Below are 21689 nucleotides of genomic sequence, written 5' to 3' on the forward strand. Positions count from 1 at the left end.
CGCGATAGCGTCGGAACAGCAAAATATTTCCATCAGGTGATGAGGTACTCCACGCCGGCATCCGTGTAGTGAGTGGAAGTGCGATTCATTCGCATACGATCATCCCGCCCACAGGTCCGCGTCCATGAAGTTCACCCCGCGTTGCGTCTCGCTCTGGTTCGGCCTCTGCAGCTTGTCTGCCGTGGCCGTCGCGCCCCCTGCCGTGGCCGCCCAGCAGAGCCAGGTCTATGCCTTCGCCCAGCCCAGCCAGCCGCTGGCCCAGGCACTCAACGCCTTCAGCCGTACCACCGGGCAGAGCGTGGTCTATACCCTGACGCTACCGGACCTGCGGGCCCCGGCGCTGAACGGCACCTTCGACGCCGACCAGGCGCTGCAGCAGTTGCTCGGCAACTCGGGTCTGGCCTGGCGCCGCCTCGACGCCCGCACCCTGACCCTGGAGCCGGTCGACACCTCCGGCGCGCTGAACCTGCAGGCCACCACCATCAACTCGCAGCTGGACGACTACAGCTACCAGCCGCCGGCCAGCGCCTCGATCATGCGCGGCCAGGGCGCGACCCTGGATATCCCGCAGGCCGTGAACGTGGTCCCGGCCCAGGTGATCCGCGACCAGGCACCGCGCAACCTGGACGATGCGTTGTACAACGTCAGCGGCATCACCCAGGGCAACAACTTCGGCGGTACCGCCGACACCGTGATGAAGCGTGGCTTCGGCGACAACCGTGACGGCTCGATCATGCGCGACGGCATGCCGATCGTGCAGGGCCGCGCGCTCAATGCCAGTACCGAACGGGTCGAGGTGCTCAAGGGCCCGGCCTCGCTGTTGTACGGCATCCAGGACCCGGGCGGGGTGATCAACGTGGTCAGCAAGCGCCCGCAACTTACCCAGTACAACGCCCTGACCCTGCGCGGCTCGACCTACGGCAGCGGCAAGAACGGCAGCGGCGGCGGCCTGGACAGCACCGGTGCGCTGGGGGAGAGCAACCTGGCCTATCGCCTGATCGTCGATCACGAGGATGAAGACTACTGGCGCAACTTCGGCGTGCACCGCGAATCGCTGGTGGCGCCTTCGCTGGCCTGGTATGGCGAGGACACCCAGGTGGTGCTGGCCTATGAGCACCGCGAGTTTCGCTACCCGTTCGACCGCGGTACCGCCTTCGGCAGCGACGGCCATCCACTGAATATTCCTGCCACCCGCCGCCTGGACGAGCCGTTCAACGATATGGAAGGGCGCTCCGACCTGTACCGCCTGGAGGTCGATCATCAGTTGGACGATGCGTGGAAGCTGCACGTCGGCTACAGCTTCAACCGCGAGACCTACGACGCCAGCCAGGTGCGCGTGACCGGCGTGGATGAAAGCCAGGGCACGTTGTCGCGCAGCATCGACGGCACCCGGGGCGCCCTGAGCCGCGACCAGTTCGCCACCTTCAGCCTCAACGGCAGCGTCGAGCTGGCGGGCATGCGCCACGACCTGGTGGTCGGTGTCGATCACGAGGACCGCAAGGTCTACCGCGCCGACCTGATCCGCCAGAACAGCCGCTCGACCTTCAGCTACCTGAACCCGGTCTATGGCCGCGAAGTGGAAGGCACCAGCGTGCGCGCCAGCGACAGCGACCAGACCGACAAGCTGCGCACCGATTCGCTGTTCCTGCAGGACGCCTGGCACCTGGACGAGCACTGGATCCTGGTGGCCGGCGGGCGCTTCCAGCAGTACGACCAGTACGCCGGCCGTGGCCGGCCGTTCAATGTCAACACCGACACCCGCGACCAGACCTGGGTGCCCCATGCGGGCGTGGTGTACAAGGTCGATGAGCGGTTGTCGTTCTATGGCAGCTACAGCGAGTCGTTCAAGCCCAACTCGACCATCGCACCGCTGAGCATCGGCGGTGGCCGCACCCTGACCCTGGACTCTGGGATCGCGCCGGAGGAGGGCAAGTCCTGGGAGCTGGGGGCCAAGCTCGACGTGCCGGGCGCGGTGAGCGGTACCCTGGCGCTGTTCGACATCACCAAGCGCAACGTGCTGGTGGCCGATGGCGACACCCAGCCGGGGACCATTCTCTACAGCAACGCAGGGGAAGTCCGCTCACGGGGTGTCGAGCTGGACCTGACCGGCCAACTCAGCGAGCGCTGGAGCCTGATCGGCGCCTATGCCTTCACCGACGCCGAGGTCACCAAGGACCCACAGCTCAAGGGCAACCGCCTGCAGAACGTCGCGCGTCACAGTGGCTCGCTTTCGGCGGTATACGACTACGGCAGCCTGTTCGGCGGTGATCGCCTGCGCCTGGGGGCAGGTGCACGCTACGTGGGTGAGCGTGCGGGCAACGCGACAAACGACTTCGACATGCCGGCCTACACCGTGGCCGATGCCTTCGCCAGCTACGAAACCAAGCTGGACGAGCACAAGGTGCGCCTGCAGTTGAACGTGAAGAACCTGTTCGACAAGGTGTACTACAGCTCGGCGGTGAACCGTTACTTCGTCGCCGTGGGGGATGCGCGGCAAGTCAGCCTGTCGAGCACCTTCGAGTTCTGACGCCAACCGATGATGGGCGGCGTGGGAGCGGGCTGGCCCCGCGATAGCGCCCGGCAGTCAGGCGCAGAACGCCGCCCGATACTCCCCCGGCGTCGCTCCCAACGCCTGGCGAAACCGGTTGCTGAAGTGACTGGCACTGGCAAAACCGCACAGCAGCGCCACTTCGCCCAGGGGCAGCGTGCCCATGCGCAGCAGGTGACACGCCTTTTGCAGCCGTCGGGCCAGCAGGTACTGATGCGGCGGCAGACCGAAGCTTGCGCGGAACATCCGCGCGAAGTGGTATTCGGACAGGTTGCAGCGCAGTGCCAGCTCGCCAAGCGTCAGCGCCTGGTCGAGGTGGGCCTCGATATAGTCCACCAGTTGCCGGCGCTGGTGCGGCGCCAAGCCGCCCTTGAGTTTGAGCCCTTGGCGCAGGCCGGCCTGATTGAGCACGGCGTGGTCGATGATGTCGTGGGCCAGGCTGCTGGCCAGCAGGCGCTCGCCGGGTTCGGCCCAGTCCAGGCCGATCAGCTGGCGAAAGCGTGCGGCCTGTTGCGGGTCGTCGAGGAAGGTCGCCTCGTGCAGCTGCATTTCACGCGGCTCGCGGTCCAGCAGGCGGGTGCAGCCAAGGGCGAACTGCTGTTCGCTGATGTACAGGTGGGCCAGGCGGATCGTGCCGTTGACCACCCAGTTGGACTCATGGCCGGCCGGCATGATGCATAGCTTGCCCGGCGCGCCCTTGTCGGCCGGGCGCTGGCGGCGGAAGGTACCGGTGCCGTCGGCGATGTAGCACGACAACGTGTGGTGGCTGGGCGCCTGGTAGTCGCGGGCGTCGTCGCGGTTGCTCCACAACGCCGCCGCCAGCCCGTCGCCCAGGTGCGCGCTCAGCTCCAGCCGGGCGTGGGGCGAGGCATGCATGGCGTTGAAGACTTGCAGGTGGTCGAGTGCGGGCATGGGAGACTCCTCTGAAGGCCATCGTACTGCGGCGCGGGCGGGAAGGCAGCTGGCCGAAGAGGAAAAGCGCAAGTTTATGCAAGCGTCGGAATCAGGGCGCGGTAAACACTCGTAGTCCTGGCGAGGGCTGCGCCCTCGAATCGCTGGCAAGCCAGCTCCCACAAGGTAAAGGCATGTGCTGTTCCTGTGGGAGCTGGCTTGCCAGCGATGGGCCGCGAAGCGGCCCCAAGTCGACTGTCTGGAGGAATGCCCGTGAACCTGTCGCTCTACCTGCTCACCGTCCTGATCTGGGGCACCACCTGGATCGCCCTGAAATTGCAACTGGGGGTAGTCGCCATCCCGGTGTCGATTGTCTACCGCTTCGCCCTGGCCGGGTTGATCCTGTTCGCCTTGCTGCTGCTCACCCGCCGCCTGCAGCCGATGAACCGCCGGGGCCATCTGGTGTGCCTGGCCCAGGGCCTGTGCCTGTTCTGCGTCAACTTCATGTGTTTCCTCACCGCCAGCCAGTGGGTTGCCAGCGGCCTGATCGCCGTGGTGTTCTCCACCGCCACCCTGTGGAACGCGATCAATGCACGGATCTTCTTCGGCCAGAGGATCGCCGCCAATGTGCTTGGCGGCGGGGCCATGGGGCTGCTGGGCTTGGGGCTGCTGTTCTGGCCGGAGCTTTCCCATCATGCCGCCAGCCGCGAAACCCTTTATGGCCTGGGCTTGGCGCTGCTTGGCACGTTGTGTTTCTCCGCAGGCAACATGCTTTCCAGCGTGCAGCAGAAGGCCGGGCTCAAACCCATGACCACCAATGCCTGGGGCATGGTTTACGGCGCGTCAATGCTGGCGGGGTATTGCCTGCTCAGGGGGATCCCCTTCGATATGGAGTGGAACACGCGTTACATAGGCTCGCTGCTGTATCTGGTGATCCCGGGCTCGGTGATCGGCTTTACCGCCTACCTCACCCTGGTCGGGCGCATGGGGCCGGAGCGGGCCGCCTACTGCACTGTGCTGTTCCCGCTGGTGGCGCTGAACGTGTCGGCGTTTGCAGAAGGCTATGAGTGGACTGCACCAGCCCTGCTGGGACTGGTCGCGGTGATGGCGGGAAATGTGCTGGTGTTTCGCAAGCCGTCGCAACGTACGCAGAGTGCCCTGGCCAGAAGCTAGTCCGGCACAACTGATATTTTTAGCAGGTGCGGCCAGCCAGCGGGTGACTAGACTAGCCCAGGGGCGACAGACTGGGGAGCGCAATGGCCGTTTCGGCAATCTTGGATCATCGACTGTCTCGCAGGGACGTTTGGCTGTTGTGTCTCATGGCGATCGGGCTGCACGTCTTGCCCCTGGTGCTGGCAGACCTGGCCTACATCGACGATGTCTGGCGATCTCAATTGGCGGGGCAGTTGCAAGACCCGGGTGATTCCTGGACGGGTCAGGGCCGGGTGTTGGCTGACGTGCTGCATGGTGGGCTGGGGTTCGGCAATGCGACGCCGAACCTTTACCCACTGCCGTTGCTGCTGGCAATGGTGGTGGCCGCCAAGGCATTGTCGGATTTGGCATTCCACTACTTCGAGGCACCCACAGGTACGGCACTGCTAGTGGTCTTGCCCCTTTGGTACAACCCCTTCTTCCTGCAGAACCTGTCCTACCAGTACGACGGGGCCGTGATGGCGCTGGCCCTTGCCGCGAGTGTCATGGCCATCACGCAAGGGGCACGGCACCGGTGGGGCACAGGCCTGGCGATGGTGCTGATTGCGGCGGCGGCCAGCCTTTATCAGGTCAGTGTCAATGTCTTCGCGGGGTTGTGCTGCATCGAAGTCATTCGTCAGGTCGCCGCGCATGCACCCCTGAAGCAGGTGGTACGGCAGTTGGCGCAGCGTACGGTTCAGTTGCTGGGTGGCGTCCTGCTGTACTTGCTCACCGGATATCGACTCATTGATGTTCCTCGCACGGCGCTGCTCCCCCTGGACCACGCATGGCCGGGAACCCTGGCGCGTCGCCTGCAGATGGCCTTCGAGCATGTGGGGTTGTTGGCAACGGCCGGCACGGCCTGGCTGTTCCTCATGCTCGGCGGCCTGGCTGGCGCGACGCTGGTGCTGTGCTCCTGTCAGGTGCTACGCAGTGCGCGCCCGGTGATGTCGAGGGTGGCGCTGTTGACGTTGATTTGGTTCTCTGTCGTGGCGCTTATGCTACTGGTGCCGGGCATGTCGCTGCTGTTCGACCATTACAACCAAGGCGCGCGATTGTTGATGGGGGTGGGGCCCGCCATGGTGCTGGTGATGTTGCTGGCACATGAGCGGCTTGCTGGCCTGCATGCACGACTGGCCTGGGTCACCGCCATGCCCCTGGTGTTCATGCTGTCTTTTTCTTATGCCTATGGGCGGCTGCTGGTGGCGCAAAAGGAAGTGGAGCGGGTGATGACCTTCAGTATCGCGCAAGCCATCCAGTCCAACCCCGCGTTGTATGGCGCCAAGCGCTTCTACATCCTTGGCCATGACAGCCGTCAAGTGTGGTTGCCCGCCGGCAGTGGTTCGTTCCAGGCCATGCCGGCCTTGAGGTATGTGTTCGCCATTGGTTACCAGGTGCTTCCCGAAATGATGCCGAGAGTGGGCATGACGACTTTCGGCAGCCACCCGCCCCTGCAAAGAGCGCAAGTATTGGTGTCCAGCCCTCAGCCCCAAGTGGATGGAAAGTTCTTTGCCATTCATCGGGTAGAGGACGTCGGCTATGTGTTGATGAAGCCGATTCTCGACGCAGAGGCTTTCCATAAATGAGCCTGGTACGTTTCAACCGTTACGCGCTGATTGGCGTCGGCAACACGCTGATCCATTGGCTGACCTTCCTGCTCCTCCACCTGCTTGTGGGCTTGTCGCAAGGGGCGAGCAACCTGCTGGCGTTTCTGTTGGCGGCGAGCGTGTCCTACTTCATGAATGCCCACTACACCTTTGCTGTCAGAGCTCGCACGAGACGCTACCTGATGTTCCTTTCTGGCATGGGTTGCCTGAGCCTGGCTCTGGGTGCGTTTTCTGACTTTGCCCGTCTGTCTCCATGGTTGACCTTGGTGACCTTTTCGATGGTCAGCCTTATTGTCGGGTATGCCTTTTCACACACCGTGGTGTTCAAGAGGAGGGACCTGTGAACATTACCTTGGTGGTGCCGTTGTTCAACGAACAGGAAACCCTGGAGCGCTTCTACCAGACGGTGCGGAGCGAACCTTCGTTGCAGGGTAAGACCGTGGAGATCGTCTTCGTCAACGACGGCAGCACCGACGACACCGAAGCCATCTGCGCCGAGCTGGCGGCTAGGGACGAGTGGGTCACGTCGATCACCTTCTCGCGCAACTTCGGCAAGGAGTCGGCGTTGTTCGCGGGGCTGGAGCACGCCGAAGGCGACGCGGTGGTGCCAATCGATGTCGACCTGCAAGACCCCATTGAGGTTGTCGCACAGATGATCGAGCGCTGGCAGGACGGCGCCGACGTGGTGCTGGCCAAGCGCCGCAGCCGGCTGGCCGATACGCGGTTCAAACGGTGGACGGCGGGGCTCTACTATCGTCTGCACAACGCCATCGCTGCGTTGCCGATCGAAGAGAACGTCGGCGATTTCCGCCTGCTCGACCGCAAGGTGGTCGCTGCCATCCGGCAGATGCCGGAGCAGCAGTTGTTCATGAAGGGCGTGCTGTCGTGGGTGGGGTTCCGTACCGAGATCATCGAGTACGACCGCCAGGAGCGGGCGGCGGGCAATAGCAAGTTTGGCTTCTGGCGCCTGTGGAACCTGGCACTGGACGGTATTACCTCGTTCAGCACGGTGCCGCTGCGGCTATGGACCTACATCGGTGGCGGTGTGTCGTTGTTCGCCCTGCTGTACGCGGCATTTCTGGTGCTGGACAAGTTGCTGTTCGGTAACGACTTGCCGGGGTACCCGTCACTGATGACAGCGATTCTGTTCCTTGGCGGGGTGCAGTTGATCGGGATTGGCATCCTGGGCGAGTACATCGGGCGGATCTACCAGGAAACCAAGCACCGGCCCCGCTATGTTGTACGCAAGGTACTGGGGCGGCGTAGCCAACCCCAGTAGGCTCTATCGCGGGGCAAACCCGCTTGCACAAACCCCGTGATTGGGCTTTCAGCTTTGCCACACCTGCGGATTCACCAAGTCCTGCGGTCGCTCGCCCAGCAAGGCCGAGCGCAGGTTGTCGATGGCCCGGTTGGCCATGGCTTCGCGAGTCTCGGCAGTGGCCGAGCCGATGTGCGGCAGGGTCAGGGCGTTGGGCAGCTTGAACAGCGGCGAATCGCCGAGCGGTTCTTTCTCGTACACGTCCAGGCCGGCGCCGCGAATGGTCCCTTCCTGCAGTGCCTCGACCAGTGCCGCTTCGTCCACCACCGGGCCACGGGCGATGTTGACCAGGAACGCGCTGGGTTTCATCAGCTTCAGCTCGCGGGCGCCGATCAGCTTGCGGGTGGCGTCGGACAGCGGCACCACCAGGCAGACGAAATCGGCTTCTACCAACAGCTCATCCAGGCTGCGGAACTGCGCGCCCAACTCCTGTTCCAGCGCGGCCTTGCGGCTGTTGCCGGTGTACAGCACCTGCATGTTGAAACCGAAACGGCCACGCCGGGCGATGGCCGCGCCGATGTTGCCCAGGCCGACGATGCCCAGTTTCTTGCCGTGCACATCGCTGCCGAACTGCGCCGGGCCGACGGTGGCCTGCCAGTGGCCGGCCTTGGTCCAGGCGTCCAGCTCGGCGGTGCGCCGGGCACAACCCATGATCAGGGCGAAGCCCAGGTCGGCGGTGCTTTCGGTGAGCACGTCGGGGGTGTTGGTCAGGGCGATGCCGCGCTCGTTGAAGTAGTCCAGGTCGTAGTTGTCGTAGCCGACCGAGACGCTGGACACCACCTCCAGCTTGCCCGCGCCTTCGAGCTGCGCCCGGCCCAGCTTGCGGCCAACGCCGATCAGGCCGTGGGCCTCGGGCAGCGCTTCGTTGAACTGGGCGGCGATGTCGCCCAGCTTGGGGTTGGGCACGATCACGTTGAAGTCGTGTTGCAGGCGCTCGGCCATGGCCGGGGTGATGCGGCTGAAGGCCAGGACGGTCTTTTTCATCGGGCTGCTTCTCTGCAAGGCGGGTAGGGGCGGTGTCGTTGCTTAGCAACCTACCATTGTCCCCCGCCCGAATGCACCGGCTTTTTCAGTTGGCGATCAGCAGCTCGTGGGTTTTCAGGTCGGCCTCGTGGGCGGCGAGGATTTCCGGCAGCGAGTTGCGCAGGTACTCGACCCAGGTCTTGATCTTCGCATCGAGGTACTGGCGCGACGGGTAGATCGCATACAGGTTCAGCTCCTGCAGGCGGTACTGCGGCAGGATCCGCACCAGGCTGCCGTCACGCAGGCCATCGATGGCGGTGTAGATCGGCAGCACGCCCACGCCCATGCCGCTGCGGATCGCGGTCTTCATCGCATCGGCGGAGTTCACCTGGAACGGTGAGGTGGTGATATTGACCACCTCCTGTCCCTCGGGGCCGTCGAACAGCCATTTCTCCAGCGGGATCACCGGGCTGACCATGCGCAGGCAGGCATGCTTGAGCAGGTCGGCGGGCTTGTGCGCGAACCCGTGGCGCGCCACGTAGTCGGGCGATGCGCAGACGATGCTGTAGGTGATGCCCAGGCGCTGGGAGACGAACCCCGAGTCGGGCAGCTCGCTGGCCAGCACGATCGACACGTCGTAGCCCTCATCAAGCAGGTCGGGCACGCGGTTGGCCATGGTCAGGTCGAAGGTCACGTCCGGGTGCGACTCGCGGTAGCGGGCGATGGCGTCGACCACGAAATGCTGGCCGACACCGGTCATCGAATGCACCTTCAGCTGCCCGGCGGGACGGGCATGGGCATCGCTGGCCTCGGCCTCGGCTTCTTCCACGTAGGTAAGAATCTGTTCACAGCGCATCAGGTAGCGCTTGCCGGCCTCGGTCAGCGCGATGCGCCGGGTGGTGCGGTTGAGCAGGCGGGTTTGCAGATGGGCTTCCAGGTTGGAGACCGCCCGCGACACGTTCGCGGTGGTCGTGTCCAGTTGCGCCGCGGCAGCGGTGAAGCTGCCGAGCTGGGCCACGCAACTGAAAGCACGCATGTTTTGCAGGGTGTCCATGGGTCACTCTCGGTTTAGAGGACAAAATTGTGACATGAAGTAACGCTATTTCGCTTCCGACTAAAGCCGGATTATCGCTGTTTTGGTAACAAAGATTCGCAGGAATATACGCTTATCGCCAATGAAACCCGCCCCTAGAATTGCCCGGCCCCTCCACCTCTTCCTCGGGAAATCGCAGCTGTGCCGCGTCGCAACATCAGAGCGCTTAGCGCGCTCAGTGCCTGTGCCCTTTGTCTCACCTTGAGCGGCTGTATCGGAACCTGGGGCATCGCCCCGCAAAGCAAGACACTCCAAGCCAACCAACTGACCACTGACGACGCCATCCGTGAGGCTGCGTGTGACGCCCACTGGCCGGCCCAGCAATGGTGGCGCGCCTATGGCGACCCGCAACTCGACGCCTGGATCATCCAGGCCGTGGCCGGCAGCCCGAGCCTGGCGATGGCCGCTGCACGCGTGCGCCAAGCCAAGGCCATGGCGGGCGTGGTCGAGTCGGCGGAAAAGCTGCAGGTCAACGGCACTGCCACGCTCAAGCGCCATAACTGGCCGGAGGATCAGTTCTACGGCCCTGGCGCGTTGTCCGGCGCCAACACCTGGGACAACAACGCCGGCATCGGCTTGAGCTACGCGCTGGACCTGTGGGGCCGTGAACGCAATGCCAGCGAGCAGGCCGTGGACCAGGCGCACATGAGCGTCGCCGAGGCGCGCCAGGCCCAGCTGGAGCTGGAGAACAACGTGGTGCGCGCCTACATCCAGCTCAGCCTGCATTACGCCCGGCGCGATATCGTGCTGGCCGAGCTTGCGCAGCAGGAGCAGATCGTCGCCCTGGCCAAGCGCCGCCTGGACGGTGGCATCGGTACCCATTTCGAAGTCAGCCAGGCCGAGGCGCCGCTGCCGGAAACCCACCGCCAGATCGACAGCCTCAACGAAGAGATCGCCCTGACCCGCAACCAGCTGGCAGCCCTGGCCGGCAAGGGGCCGGGGGAGGGCGCGGCACTGCAACGCCCGACCCTGACCCTCGGCGCGCCGCTGAAACTGCCCTCGAACCTGCCCGCCGAGCTGGTCGGCCAGCGCCCCGACGTGGTCGCCAGCCGCTGGCAGGTGGCGGCCCAGGCCCGTGGCATCGACGTGGCCCACGCCGGGTTCTTCCCCAATGTCGACCTGGTCGGCGGCCTGGGCTTCATGGCCACCGGGGGCGGCCCGCTGGAATTTATCACCGGGCGTAAATTCAACTACAACGTCGGGCCGGCCATCAGCCTGCCGATCTTCGATGGTGGGCGCCTGCGCTCGCAGCTGGGCGTGGCCTCGGCGGGCTATGACGTGGCCGTGGCGCACTACAACCAGACGGTGATCGGCGCGTTGAAGAACATCTCCGACCAACTGATCCGACGTGAGTCGATGAAGGAGCAGGCGCATTTCGCCGCCGAATCCGTGGCCGCCGCGCAGAAGACCTACGACATCGCCACCGTCGCCTTCCAGCGCGGGCTCACCGACTACCTCAACGTGCTCAACGCCCAGACCTTGCTGTTCCGCCAGCAGCAGGTGCAGCAGCAGGTACAGGCCGCGCGTTTGGTGGCCCATGCCGAACTGGTCACGGCCCTGGGCGGCGGGCTGGAGGCGGGCAAGGACGTGCCGGACGAAGAGCGCCAGACCGCACCGAAAACGCCGGCCACCCTGGCCATCTTCGACACGCCGGATTACGCCGAATGAGCACATCGAGCTTGCCCTTGCGCTGGCTGCGGAGCCTGGAATGGCGCCGGGGTTTCTTTGCCTGGGCGCGGACCGACGGCGTCACCTGGGTCTACATCTTCAAAGTCCTGGCCGCCGCCTTCATCACCTTGTGGCTGGCCATGCGCCTGGAGCTGCCGCAGCCGCGCACGGCGATGATCACTGTGTTCATCGTCATGCAGCCGCAGAGCGGCCATGTGTTCGCCAAGAGTTTCTACCGGGTGCTCGGCACCCTGGCCGGCTCGGCGATGATGGTCGCGCTGATCGCGATCTTCCCGCAGAACACCGAGCTGTTCCTGCCCAGCCTGGCCCTGTGGGTCGGCCTGTGCTCGGCGGGCGCCATGCGCTATCGCACCTTCCGCGCCTATGGTTTCGTGCTGGCCGGCTACACCGCGGCGATGATCGGCCTGCCGGTGCTGCAGCACCCCGACCAGGCGTTCATGGCGGCGGTGTGGCGGGTGCTGGAGATTGCCCTGGGGATTCTGGTTTCGACTTTCGTCAGCGCTGCGATCCTGCCGCAATCGGCCAGTGCCGCCATGCGCAACGCCCTCTACCAGCGCTTCGGTGTATTCGCCGGGGTGGTGGTCGAGGCCCTGCGCGGCGACAGCCAGCGCGACCGCTTCGAGACCAGCAACGTTCGCTTTGTCGCCGAGGCGGTGGGCCTGGAGAGCCTGCGCAACGTCACCGCCTTCGAAGACCCGCACATGCGCCGGCGCTCAGGTCGGCTGGTACGCATGAACAGCGAGTTCATGGCCATCACCACGCGTTTCAACGCCCTGCACCGGTTGCTCGAGCGCCTGCGCGCCCGTGGCCCGTTGCAGATCGTCGGCGCCATCGAACCCGGGCTGGCCACCCTGGCCGAGCTGCTGCAGCCCTACGTCGGCCGGGCACTGACCGACGCCGACGCCTTGCGCCTGGCCCTGGAGCTGGGCACCTACAAGGAAGGCCTGCAGGCACAGGTGCGTGGTCTGCGCGCCGAGTATCTGCAGACCCGCCCCAGCGAGGCCGACCTGCTCGACTTCCATACCGCCTTCGAGCTGCTGTACCGCTTCGTCGACGAGATGTACAGCTACGCCGAGACCCACGCCTCGCTGGCCGTGCACAAGCACGAACGCGAACAGTGGGACGAACCCTATGTGGCCCAGACCAGCTGGCTGGTATCGCTCGCCGCTGGGGTGCGCGCTTCGGCGGTGCTGTTGCTGCTGGGCAGCTACTGGCTGCTCAGCGACTGGCCCAGTGGCGGCATGATGACGCTGATCGCCACGGTCACGGTGGGCCTGTCGGCGGCTTCGCCGAATCCCAAGCGCATGGCGTTCCAGATGGCCTGCGGCACGGCGATCGGCGCCTTCGTCGGCTTCTTCGAAACCTTCTTCGTGTTTCCCTGGATCGACGGCTTCGCGCTGCTGTGCATGGTCCTGGCGCCGGTGTTCGTGTTCGGCGCGTTCCTTGCCTCGCGCCCGGCCTATGCCGGTTACGGCCTGGGCCTGCTGGTGTTCTTTGCCATCGGTTCGGTGCCCAACAACCTGACGATCTACAACCCCTACACCTTCATCAACGACTACATCGGCATGGTCATCGGCATGTTCGTCTGCGCCGCGGCCGGGGCGATCATCCTGCCGCCCAACAGCCGCTGGTTGTGGAGCCGCCTGGAGCAGGAGCTGCGCGAGCAGGTGCTGTTCGCCATCAGCGGGCGCCTGCGCGGGCTGGGCTCGGCTTTCGAGAGCCGTACCCGCGACCTGCTGCACCAGGCCTATGGCCTGGCCGCCGGCAAGCCGCAGGTGCAGAGCCAGCTGATGGGCTGGATGTTCACGGTGCTGGAGATCGGCCACGCCATTATCGAGCTGCGCAAGGAGCAGGCTCGCGCCCCGGTGCACCCGGCCTACGCCGAGTCGCAGCCGTGGCGCCAGGCCATCCGCGTCATGGGCCGGGCCCTGGCGCGGTTGTTCCTGCAACCCAGCGCCAGCAACCACGAACGCGCCCTGGTGGCGGTGGACCATGCCATCAGCCGCGTGCAGGCCACCGATGAACCTTTCGCCCGGCACTTCGACACCTCGGTGCTGCGCCGGGCGCAGAGCTACCTGCATTTCATCCGTTCTTCCCTGCTCGACCCACAGTCGCCGCTGGCACCGGCGAAAGGACTGCACGATGCTCCGTGAAACCATGCCCCGCGAGATCGCCTTCCATGGCGTGTACATGCCCACCATGACCTTGATGTTCCTGTTCGCCCTGGGCCTGGCCTGGGGCCTGGACCGGTTCATCGCCAGCCATGATGGCTACCGCTTCTTCTGGCACCCGGCGCTGCTGCGCCTGAGCCTGTTCGTCTGCCTGTTCGGCGCCCTGGCGCTGTCGCTCTACTGGTGAGAATCCTGCAATGAAAAAGTTCTTCAGCCTGATCGCCACCCTGCTGGTGCTGACCGCTGCCGTGGTGATCGGCCGCCAGTTGTGGCTGCACTACATGACCACGCCGTGGACCCGCGACGGCCGGGTGCGCGCCGATATCATCAACGTTGCCGCCGACGTGCCGGGCTATGTGGTGGATGTGCCGGTCAAGGATAACCAGCGGGTGAAGAAGGGCGACGTGCTGATCCGCATCGATCCCGAGCACTATCAGTTGGCGCTGGACCAGGCCAAGGCGCTGGTGGCCTCGCGCAAGGCCACCTGGGAAATGCGCAAGGTCAACGCCAGGCGCCGCGCCGACATGGACAACCTGGTCATCTCGAAAGAGAACCGCGACGACGCCAGCAACATCGCCAGCTCCGCCCTGGCCGACTACCAGCACGCCCAGGCTCAGTTGGCCGCCGCCGAACTGAACCTCAAGCGCACGCAGATCGTTGCCACCGTCGATGGCTATGTGACCAACCTGAACATCCACAAGGGCGATTACGCCCGCACCGGCGAGGCAGTGATGGCGGTGGTGGATGAGCAGTCGTTCTGGGTATACGGCTTCTTCGAGGAAACCAAGCTGCCCCACGTCAAGGTAGGGGATGTGGCCGAACTGCAGATGATGAGCGGCGAGCGCATCAAAGGGCATGTGGAGAGCATCGCCCGGGGGATCTACGACCGTGACAACCCACAAAGCCGCGAGCTGATCGCCGATGTGAACCCGACCTTCAACTGGGTGCGCCTGGCGCAGCGGGTGCCGGTGCGGATCCATATCGATGAAGTGCCGGAAGGGTTCCTGCTGGCGGCGGGGACCACGTGTACCGTGGTGGTCAAGCCGAACGAGGGCTGATCCCGTTCTCGCATTGACGCCATCGATGCATTGGCAGGCAGGTGTCAGCGCTTGAGGGTGGCGTTGAATCGGGCTGTTGCCGCAGCAGCTTCCTGCAACAGCTGATCCCAGTCGTCAGGCGGGTGTCCGTTACCCAGCATTCGGAGGAACACCCGATAGGCGTCGTCGCTGCTCTCGTAAGCGCGTTTGCTGTCGTCATCGTTCACCCACGCCAGCACGATGCATTACCTGGCCAATGCAGTTGCATTACCTCGTGTGTACTGGCTGATCAACGGTTTTCCTGGCTCAAGCTGCCCCGACCAGCACGGGCACCTTCACCCGGTCGATCACCTTGGCGCTGATCGACGGATCCAGCAGCCTGCCTAGCCGTGTCAGGTGGCGGTGGCCGATGATGACCAGTTCGCACTCCAGCTCCCGGGCTTTGGCGACGATCGCCTCCACCGGCTGGCCGGCGACCATGCAGCCCAGGCTGTCGAAGCCGGCTTCGCGCAGCATGCTTACGGCGCTGTTCACGGCGTGCTCGGCCAGTTGCTGTTCGTCGCAGGCGGCGGGGTATTCCTCCAGCTCCTGCTCGGTGTAGGCCGTGCGGTTGTCGTGCACGGCGAAGGTCGAGTCGATGGCCAGCAGCACATGCAGGGTGTGCTCGCCGGGGCGGCAGTAGCGCTGGGCGAGGGTGAGCAGGCTGGTGGCTGCCGGGGAGGCGTCGATGGCGATCAGAACCGGGTGGGGCATGGGCAATCCTTTGGAGAATGGATGGCAGTGCTGCGCTCATCGCCGGCAAGTGGCAACGGCGAACCGCGGCGCCCACAGGGAGATGCGCTGCCTGTAGGCGCTGCGGTTCGCCGCCGCGGCTTACCGGCGGTGAGGCCACACCATTGTCGATTCAATAACCTCTACGGATAAATGGTCCCCCACGCACGGCGCCATTGCGTCAGACGCAATCGGCCAACCTGTTACCATCGCGTTTCCCACAGCTGTCACGGAAAACGGCCATGCAACTCCCGGACATGAACCTGCTCGTCGCCCTCGATGTGCTGCTCGACGAAGGCAGTGTGGTGGGCGCCGCCCAGCGCATGAACCTGAGCCCGGCGGCGATGAGCCGGACCCTCGGGCGAATCCGCGAGGCCATGGGCGACCCGATCCTGGTGCGTGCCGGCCGTGGCCTGGTGCCGACCCCGCGAGCGTTGGCCCTGCGCGAACAGGTGCATGGCTTGGTGGAGCAGGCTGGCCTGGTGTTTCGCAGCCGCGATGCCGTCGACCTGGTCAACCTCGACCGCGCCTTCAACATCCGCACCAACGACCTGTTCATTGCCCTGTATGGCGCACAGTTGCTGCGCATGATGCTGGCCCAGGCGCCGCGCACGGTGCTGCGTTTCGTGCCCGAGGGCAGTGGCGATGACGATGCGGTGCTGCGCAACGGGCAGATCGACCTGATCATCAGCTCGGCCATCGAGCTGGGGCCGGAGATCAAGGTGCAGAGCCTGTTCAACACCTACTTTGTCGGCCTGGCCCGTGAGGATCACCCGATCTTCGATGCCGTGATCACTCCCGAGCGTTTTGCCGCCTACCCGCAGATCAGCGTGTCCCGGCGTGGCCGGGCCAACGGGCCGATCGACGTGTCGCTGGCCAACTGCAAGGTGGAGCGGCGAGTGGCGCTGATCACCACCAGCTTCCATTCGGCGATGTTCTCGCTGCCGGATTCGGACCTGATCCTGCCGATACCGGCCAATATCCTCAACAGCGTGCAGCGCTTGAAGCTGCCCTTGCGTTCGTTCGAGATCCCGGTGCCGCTGGAGAAGGTCAACGTGATGCAGGCCTGGCATCCGCGCTTCGACAATGACCCGGCGCACCGCTGGTTGCGGCAGACGTTGAAGGCCTGCGGCAGCATCGATCCTTGATGAGGACCGCTGCGCGGTCCATCGCCGGCAAGCCGGCTCCCACCCCGACCGCGCCGCCCTCATGCCAAGCGCGATCCTTGTGGGAGCTGGCTTGCCAGCGATGAGGCCATTACAAGCAACACAAGACAGTTGCTCCCAAAGGAGGAGATGCTAGCTTGCAGCATTTAGCCTGGATTGCGTCTGGCGCAACATAAAGCTGCCGACAAGTCAGTTTTCGTCAGCATTCGACCTTCTTAGACTTCCTCCAGCCCTTAAAATGTTGCTGGAGATGTCTATCCATGAGTTCCCTGACCGCGCCTTCCGCCGCGCTGGCCGCCGCCCCTGCGCCGGCCGCCCCTGCGCAGACGGCGTTCGGCCTGCGGGTGGTGGTCGGGCTGTTCGGCGTGTTGCTGGCGGTGCTGTGCGCCGGGCTCAACGAGGCGGTGACCAAGATTTCCCTGAGCGACATCCGTGGCGCCATGGGCATCGGTGCCGACGAAGGCGCCTGGTTGCTGGCGGTGTACAGCGCCGCCTCGGTCTCGGCCATGGCCTTCGCGCCGTGGCTGGCGACCACCTTCTCGCTGCGCCGCTTCACCATGACCGCCGTCGGCCTGTTTGCCGTGCTCGGCCTGATCCAACCCTTCGCTCCCAACCTGCACAGCCTGATGTTGCTGCGTGTGTTGCAGGGCTTCGCGTCGGGCGCCTTGCCGCCGATGCTGATGAGCGTGGCGCTGCGCTTCTTGCCACCGGGCATCAAGATATATGGCCTGGCCTGCTATGCCCTGACCGCCACCTTCGGGCCCAACCTCGGCACGCCGCTGGCCGGGCTGTGGACCGAGTACGTCGGTTGGCAGTGGGCGTTCTGGCAGATCATCCTGCCGTCGCTGCTGGCAATCGCCTGTGTCGGCTGGGGGCTGCCCCAGGATCCGCTGCGCCTGGAGCGCTTCAGGCAATTGGACTGGCGCGGGGTGCTGCTTGGCCTGCCGGCGATCAGTTGCATCGTCCTTGGCCTGTCGCTGGGCGACCGCTGGGGCTGGTTCGACTCGCCGCTGATCTGCTGGCTGCTCGGTGGCGGCCTGCTGTTGCTGGTGCTGTTCATGTACAACGAGTGGTCCGAGCCATTGCCGTTCTTCCAGTTGCGCATGCTCTCGCGGCGCAACCTGAGCTTCGCCCTGGTGACCCTGGCCGGTGTGCTGGTGGTGTTGTCCGGGGTGGGCAGCATTCCTTCGGCGTACCTGGCGCAGATCCAGGGCTACCGCCCGGCGCAAACCAGCCCGCTGATGCTGCTGGTGGCCATGCCGCAGTTGCTCGCCCTGCCGCTCACCGCAGCGCTGTGCAACATCCGCGCGGTGGACTGCCGTTGGGTGCTGGCCGTGGGCCTGGCGATGCTGGCGGCGTCGTGTGTGGGTAGCAGCCTGCTGACCTCGCAGTGGATTCGCGGCGACTTCTACCCCTTCTACCTGCTGCAGGTGTTCGGCCAGCCGATGGCGGTGCTGCCCTTGCTGATGCTCTCCACCAATGGCATGACCCCGCAGGAAGGGCCGTTCGCTTCCGCCTGGTTCAACACGGTCAAAGGATTGTCCGCGGTGATCGCCGGCGGCCTGCTCGACGCCCTTGGCACCCTGCGCCGGCATTTTCATTCCAACCACCTGGTCGACAGCCTGGGCAACGCGCCGCTGATCGACGACAACGCCGCTGGCCTGGCCAAGCGCATCCATGAACAGGCCCTGGTGCTGACCTCGGCCGACCTCTACCTGGTGATGGCGGGTATCGCCGTCGCCATGATCTGCCTGATCCCCTTCGTGCCTACCCGGATCTTCCCGCCGCGTGCGGTGGCCTGAAGCCGGGGCTGAATTCGAGATAGAAAGATGACCAACAACCGCAAGACGCTCTTCATCGGCTCGGCACTCGCCGTGGCCGTGCTCGCCGCCCTGGTCGGCCCCTGGATGTTCGGCAGCGATCATCGCCAGCGCACCAATGACGCCTACGTGACCGCCGACTACACGGTAGTGGCGCCGAAGGTGGCGGGCTTCATCAAGGAGGTGCTGGTGGAGGACAACCAGCAGGTGAGTGCCGGCCAGTTGCTGGCGACCATCGACCCGCGCGACTACCAGGCCGCGCTCGACGCCGCGCAGGCCCAGCTGTTGGTGGCCAGGGCGCAGAGCCTGGATGCCCGCGCCACCCTCGAACGCCAGGCCTCGTTGATCGCCCAGGCCGAGGCGGCGGTGAAGGCGGCCCAGGCCGAGGCGGCTTTCGCCGACCACGAGGTGACCCGCTACAGCCGCCTGGCCGAGCAGGGCGCCGGCACCGTGCAGAATGCCCAGCAGGCGCGCAGCGGCGTCGACCAGGCCCGTGCGCGGTTGGCCAACAGCCAGGCGGCGCTGCTGGCCACGCGCAAGCAGGTGGACATCCTCAGCGCCCAGGTGGCCAGCGCCGATGGCCAGCTCAAGCGTGCCGAAGCCGGGCTGGAAAAAGCCCGGCTGGACCTGTCCTACACCCGCATCACCGCGCCGGTCGACGGCATGGTCGGCGAGCGCGCCCTGCGCATCGGGGCCTACGTCAATCCGGGGGCGCGGCTGCTGTCGGTGGTGCCGCTGGAGCGCGCCTATATTGTCGGCAACTTCCAGGAGACCCAACTGACCCATGTGCAACCGGGGCAACCGGTGAGTATCAGCGTCGATACCTTCTCCGGTGAACAACTCCACGGCCGTGTCGAGAGCATCGCCCCGGCCACCGGGGTGACCTTCGCTGCCGTGAAGCCGGACAACGCCACCGGCAACTTCACCAAGGTGGTGCAGCGCATTCCGGTGAAGATCGTCTTCGATGACGGCCAGCCGCTGTTGGCGCGCCTGCGCGTGGGCATGTCGGTGGAAGCGACCATCGATACCCACGGCGACACGCTGGCTGGCAAAGAGGTGACTGCGCGATGAGACGCCTGAGCCCTCTGCTGCTGGCCATGCTGCTGGCCGGCTGCACCCTCGGCCCGGACTTCCAGCGCCCGGACAGCGAGGCGCCCAAGGACTGGGCCGAGCCGCAAGGCGCTGCCGCGGCCAGCCAGCCGGTGGCCGAACCGCTGGAACTGCGCTGGTGGGACAGCTTCCATGACCCGCGCCTGAGCGCGCTGGTCCAGAAGGTCACCGAACGCAACCTCGATCTGCGCATGGCCAGTGCCCGCCTGTTGCAAAGCCGCGCCTTGCGCAGCAGCGTGGCGGCGGACGAGCTGCCGGCGGTGGACGTGAACGCCGGGTACAGCCGTGCGCGCAACAGCGCCGAGGGGCTGAACGACCCGTCCGGCAAGTCCGGCAAGTCGGCGTACAACCTCTGGCAAGGCGACCTGGTGGCCGGCTGGGAACTTGACCTGTGGGGGCGTGTGCGCCGTCAGGTCGAGGCCGCCGACGCGAGCGTGGCGGTGGCGGAGAACGACCGCCGGGGCGTGCTGCTGGCCTTGCTTGCGGAAACCGCCGGCAACTACATCCAGTTGCGTGCCGTGCAGCACACCCTGGACATCACCCAGGACAACCTCAAGGTTGCCCGCCACAGCCTGAAGTTGTCCGAAGGTCGTCAGGCTGAAGGGGTCGCTACCCGCCTCGACGTAGCCCAGGCCAGCGCCCAGGTTGCTTCGATCGAGGCGCGCCTGCCGACCCTGGAAGCCCGTCGCGACGACCTGATCAACGCCCTCGGCTTGCTCGCTGCCGAACCACCACGCAGCCTGCAGCGTGAGCTGCTGCAAGGTGGCGAGCTGCCCGCGCCGCAGCAGCGCTTCGCCATCGGCGTGCCTTCGGAGCTGGCCGAGCGCCGGCCGGACATTCGCCAGGCCGAGGCCCGCCTGCATGCCGCCACCGCCAGCATCGGCGTGGCCGAGGCGGACTTCTACCCGAGCATCCGCTTGTCCGGGAGTGTCGGTTTCCAGGCCATGCAACTGTCCGATTTCGGCGGCTGGGATTCGCGCCGGTTCGCCTTCGGCCCGCAGCTGTCGCTGCCGATCTTCGAGGGCGGGCGGCTCAAGGGCGCCCTGGAGCTGCGCGAGGCCCAGCAGCAGGAGGCGGCGCTGAACTACCGCAAGGTGGTGCTCGGTGCCTGGCACGAGATCGACGACGTGCTGCGCCTGTACAACGCCAGCCAGCTACGTCGTGATCACCTGGCCGAGGCGGTGCGGCAGAACCGCATCGCCCTGGAGACCGCGCAGCGCCAGTACGTGGAAGGGGCGGTGGACTTTCTCAACGTGCTGACGGTGCAGTCGGCGCTGCTGGCCAGCGAGGAACAGTGGATCGACAGCTCGGCGGCGGTGTCGCAGGCGCTGGTCGGGCTATACAAGGCGCTGGGCGGCGGCTGGCAGGCGTTCGATCAGGTTTGAAACGCATCGCGGGGCAAGCCCGCTCCCACGATGCCTTGTGTCGTCAGCGTGGGAGTGGGCTTGCCCCGCGATGACCTCAGAGCGGTCGCAACAGCCCGAAGCGTTTGCGCAACACCCAATCCAACAGCCTCTGCGGCAGCACCCGGGCCATCAACGGCAACGCTGTGCTGCCATTGCCGATACGCACCAGCGCCGGCACTGGCGACTTGCGCGTGGCGGCCAGCAGGCGCTGGGCAAACACCGCCGCCGAAGTCGGTCGGTCCTGCGAGGCCCGCGCCCGGGCCTGTACCTGTTCGCGCAACGGCCACCATGGGGAATCGCTCGCCAGTACCTGCTCGGCCTGTTGCTGGGCATTGCTGGCGAACTGCGAGGCGATCGCCCCCGGCTGCACTTCCATCACCCGAATGCCGAACGGCGCCAGCTCCAGGCGCAAGGCATCGGTGAGCCCGTGCACGGCGGCCTTCGACGCGCAGTACGCACCGGCGAATGGGGTGACCAGCACGCCCGAGACACTGCCGATGTTCACCACCAGCCCACGCGAGCGGCGCAGCAGCGGGAACAGCGCGCGGGTCACGCCGACCAGGGCGAAGACATTGGTTTCGAACTGTTGGCGCATGGCCTCGACACCGCCGTCGAGCAGCGGGCCCATGGCGCCGTAGCCGGCGTTGTTGATGAGGATATCAAGGCCGCCGTGGCGGTCTTCCAGCTCGTCGGCCAGGCGGGTCAGTGCCTCGCCGTCATTTACATCCAGTTGGCGTGCGGCAAAGCCGGCGGCGAGCAGGGCGTCGACGTCGTCGGGCTTGCGGGCGGTGGCCCAGACTTCGTGGCCGGCATCGCGAAAGGCGTCGGCCAGGGCGCGGCCGATGCCGCTGGAACAACCGGTGATGAGGACGGTGGGCATGGGGTAGGCCTTAGGTGTGGGAGGGTCG

General features: G+C 65.7%; 19 protein-coding genes. 13 read left to right on the forward strand and 6 right to left on the reverse strand.

Annotated elements, in window-relative coordinates:
* The first annotated feature begins 124 nt into the window (after positions 1–124).
* Entirely contained in the window at positions 125–2527 is a 2403-nt protein-coding gene (locus ACQ4OD_RS22055; RefSeq protein WP_430944934.1) for a TonB-dependent siderophore receptor, read from the forward strand.
* A gap of 57 nt (positions 2528–2584) precedes the next feature.
* On the opposite strand, the gene ACQ4OD_RS22060 is transcribed toward ACQ4OD_RS22055, so the two are convergent.
* A complete protein-coding gene (locus ACQ4OD_RS22060; RefSeq protein ID WP_102682118.1) occupies positions 2585–3460 on the reverse strand; it encodes a helix-turn-helix domain-containing protein in 876 nt (291 codons plus the stop codon).
* A gap of 252 nt (positions 3461–3712) precedes the next feature.
* Here ACQ4OD_RS22060 and ACQ4OD_RS22065 point away from each other — a divergent pair, with 252 nt between their 5' ends.
* From ACQ4OD_RS22065 to ACQ4OD_RS22080, 4 genes are all read left to right on the forward strand, one after another.
* The gene (locus ACQ4OD_RS22065) at positions 3713–4612 is read left to right on the forward strand and encodes a DMT family transporter (protein ID WP_430944935.1); all 900 of its coding nucleotides are present in this window, start codon (positions 3713–3715) and stop codon (positions 4610–4612) included.
* A gap of 146 nt (positions 4613–4758) precedes the next feature.
* Positions 4759–6216, forward strand: coding sequence for a glucosyltransferase domain-containing protein (locus ACQ4OD_RS22070; protein ID WP_158247500.1), 1458 nt, complete (start codon positions 4759–4761; stop codon positions 6214–6216).
* Positions 6213–6581, forward strand: coding sequence for a GtrA family protein (locus ACQ4OD_RS22075; RefSeq protein WP_277502007.1), 369 nt, complete (start codon positions 6213–6215; stop codon positions 6579–6581). The genes ACQ4OD_RS22070 and ACQ4OD_RS22075 overlap by 4 nt, the downstream gene beginning before the upstream one ends.
* Positions 6578–7516: a glycosyltransferase family 2 protein gene (locus ACQ4OD_RS22080; RefSeq protein ID WP_430944936.1), complete on the forward strand. Its 939-nt coding sequence runs from the start codon at positions 6578–6580 to the stop codon at positions 7514–7516. The genes ACQ4OD_RS22075 and ACQ4OD_RS22080 overlap by 4 nt, the downstream gene beginning before the upstream one ends.
* A gap of 48 nt (positions 7517–7564) precedes the next feature.
* On the opposite strand, the gene ACQ4OD_RS22085 is transcribed toward ACQ4OD_RS22080, so the two are convergent.
* The gene (locus ACQ4OD_RS22085; RefSeq protein WP_430944937.1) at positions 7565–8539 is read right to left on the reverse strand and encodes a 2-hydroxyacid dehydrogenase; all 975 of its coding nucleotides are present in this window, start codon (positions 8537–8539) and stop codon (positions 7565–7567) included.
* A gap of 85 nt (positions 8540–8624) precedes the next feature.
* Positions 8625–9572 carry a LysR family transcriptional regulator gene (locus ACQ4OD_RS22090; protein WP_110699994.1) on the reverse strand — a complete coding sequence of 316 codons (948 nt, stop codon included), beginning with the start codon at positions 9570–9572 and terminating at the stop codon, positions 8625–8627.
* A gap of 180 nt (positions 9573–9752) precedes the next feature.
* Between ACQ4OD_RS22090 and ACQ4OD_RS22095 the strand changes: the two genes are divergently transcribed.
* From ACQ4OD_RS22095 to ACQ4OD_RS22110, 4 genes are read left to right on the forward strand one after another with little or no spacing between them, the layout of a single operon-like run.
* Complete coding sequence (locus ACQ4OD_RS22095; protein ID WP_430944938.1) at positions 9753–11279, forward strand: efflux transporter outer membrane subunit; 1527 nt, start codon at positions 9753–9755, stop codon at positions 11277–11279.
* On the forward strand, positions 11276–13453 hold the full coding sequence (locus tag ACQ4OD_RS22100; protein WP_110699990.1) for an FUSC family protein: 2178 nt from the start codon (positions 11276–11278) through the stop codon (positions 13451–13453). Before ACQ4OD_RS22095 ends, ACQ4OD_RS22100 begins: the two co-directional genes overlap by 4 nt.
* Before the next feature lie 4 nt (positions 13454–13457).
* Entirely contained in the window at positions 13458–13658 is a 201-nt protein-coding gene (locus ACQ4OD_RS22105; protein WP_008097766.1) for a DUF1656 domain-containing protein, read from the forward strand.
* 10 nt (positions 13659–13668) lie between these two features.
* On the forward strand, positions 13669–14529 hold the full coding sequence (locus ACQ4OD_RS22110) for an efflux RND transporter periplasmic adaptor subunit (RefSeq protein ID WP_139668944.1): 861 nt from the start codon (positions 13669–13671) through the stop codon (positions 14527–14529).
* 44 nt (positions 14530–14573) lie between these two features.
* On the opposite strand, the gene ACQ4OD_RS22115 is transcribed toward ACQ4OD_RS22110, so the two are convergent.
* Positions 14574–14747 (reverse strand): type II toxin-antitoxin system YhaV family toxin, encoded by a 174-nt coding sequence (locus tag ACQ4OD_RS22115; RefSeq protein WP_430944939.1) that lies wholly within the window; start codon positions 14745–14747, stop codon positions 14574–14576.
* A gap of 67 nt (positions 14748–14814) precedes the next feature.
* A complete protein-coding gene (locus tag ACQ4OD_RS22120; protein ID WP_139668950.1) occupies positions 14815–15261 on the reverse strand; it encodes a universal stress protein in 447 nt (148 codons plus the stop codon).
* Positions 15262–15521: 260 nt separating this feature from the next.
* Here ACQ4OD_RS22120 and ACQ4OD_RS22125 point away from each other — a divergent pair, with 260 nt between their 5' ends.
* The 4 genes from ACQ4OD_RS22125 to ACQ4OD_RS22140 all read left to right on the forward strand — a co-directional run bounded on the left by ACQ4OD_RS22125 (position 15522) and on the right by ACQ4OD_RS22140 (position 20760).
* The gene (locus tag ACQ4OD_RS22125; RefSeq protein ID WP_102682106.1) at positions 15522–16427 is read left to right on the forward strand and encodes a LysR family transcriptional regulator; all 906 of its coding nucleotides are present in this window, start codon (positions 15522–15524) and stop codon (positions 16425–16427) included.
* Positions 16428–16705: 278 nt separating this feature from the next.
* Complete coding sequence (locus ACQ4OD_RS22130) at positions 16706–18247, forward strand: MFS transporter (protein ID WP_102682105.1); 1542 nt, start codon at positions 16706–16708, stop codon at positions 18245–18247.
* A gap of 27 nt (positions 18248–18274) precedes the next feature.
* Entirely contained in the window at positions 18275–19336 is a 1062-nt protein-coding gene (locus ACQ4OD_RS22135; RefSeq protein WP_102682104.1) for an HlyD family secretion protein, read from the forward strand.
* Positions 19333–20760, forward strand: a complete 1428-nt coding sequence (locus ACQ4OD_RS22140) for an efflux transporter outer membrane subunit (RefSeq protein ID WP_430944940.1) — start codon at positions 19333–19335, stop codon at positions 20758–20760. Before ACQ4OD_RS22135 ends, ACQ4OD_RS22140 begins: the two co-directional genes overlap by 4 nt.
* A gap of 76 nt (positions 20761–20836) precedes the next feature.
* Here the strand turns inward: ACQ4OD_RS22140 and ACQ4OD_RS22145 are convergent, their stop codons facing one another.
* Positions 20837–21661, reverse strand: coding sequence for an SDR family oxidoreductase (locus ACQ4OD_RS22145; RefSeq protein ID WP_094011735.1), 825 nt, complete (start codon positions 21659–21661; stop codon positions 20837–20839).
* Positions 21662–21689: the final 28 nt, after the last annotated feature.

Origin of the sequence: Pseudomonas sp. WC1 (assembly GCF_050586565.1) — a bacterium.
Classification (GTDB): domain Bacteria; phylum Pseudomonadota; class Gammaproteobacteria; order Pseudomonadales; family Pseudomonadaceae; genus Aquipseudomonas.

Coding starts and splice junctions, on each gene's coding strand:
- ACQ4OD_RS22055 (WP_430944934.1), top strand. CDS start 125: ATGAAGTTCACCCCGCGTTGCGTCTCGCTCTGGTTCGGCCTCTGCAGC.
- ACQ4OD_RS22060 (WP_102682118.1), bottom strand. CDS start 3,460: ATGCCCGCACTCGACCACCTGCAAGTCTTCAACGCCATGCATGCCTCG.
- ACQ4OD_RS22070 (WP_158247500.1), top strand. CDS start 4,759: ATGGCGATCGGGCTGCACGTCTTGCCCCTGGTGCTGGCAGACCTGGCC.
- ACQ4OD_RS22075 (WP_277502007.1), top strand. CDS start 6,213: ATGAGCCTGGTACGTTTCAACCGTTACGCGCTGATTGGCGTCGGCAAC.
- ACQ4OD_RS22085 (WP_430944937.1), bottom strand. CDS start 8,539: ATGAAAAAGACCGTCCTGGCCTTCAGCCGCATCACCCCGGCCATGGCC.
- ACQ4OD_RS22090 (WP_110699994.1), bottom strand. CDS start 9,572: ATGGACACCCTGCAAAACATGCGTGCTTTCAGTTGCGTGGCCCAGCTC.
- ACQ4OD_RS22100 (WP_110699990.1), top strand. CDS start 11,276: ATGAGCACATCGAGCTTGCCCTTGCGCTGGCTGCGGAGCCTGGAATGG.
- ACQ4OD_RS22105 (WP_008097766.1), top strand. CDS start 13,458: ATGCCCCGCGAGATCGCCTTCCATGGCGTGTACATGCCCACCATGACC.
- ACQ4OD_RS22110 (WP_139668944.1), top strand. CDS start 13,669: ATGAAAAAGTTCTTCAGCCTGATCGCCACCCTGCTGGTGCTGACCGCT.
- ACQ4OD_RS22120 (WP_139668950.1), bottom strand. CDS start 15,261: ATGCCCCACCCGGTTCTGATCGCCATCGACGCCTCCCCGGCAGCCACC.
- ACQ4OD_RS22125 (WP_102682106.1), top strand. CDS start 15,522: ATGCAACTCCCGGACATGAACCTGCTCGTCGCCCTCGATGTGCTGCTC.
- ACQ4OD_RS22130 (WP_102682105.1), top strand. CDS start 16,706: ATGAGTTCCCTGACCGCGCCTTCCGCCGCGCTGGCCGCCGCCCCTGCG.
- ACQ4OD_RS22135 (WP_102682104.1), top strand. CDS start 18,275: ATGACCAACAACCGCAAGACGCTCTTCATCGGCTCGGCACTCGCCGTG.
- ACQ4OD_RS22140 (WP_430944940.1), top strand. CDS start 19,333: ATGAGACGCCTGAGCCCTCTGCTGCTGGCCATGCTGCTGGCCGGCTGC.
- ACQ4OD_RS22145 (WP_094011735.1), bottom strand. CDS start 21,661: ATGCCCACCGTCCTCATCACCGGTTGTTCCAGCGGCATCGGCCGCGCC.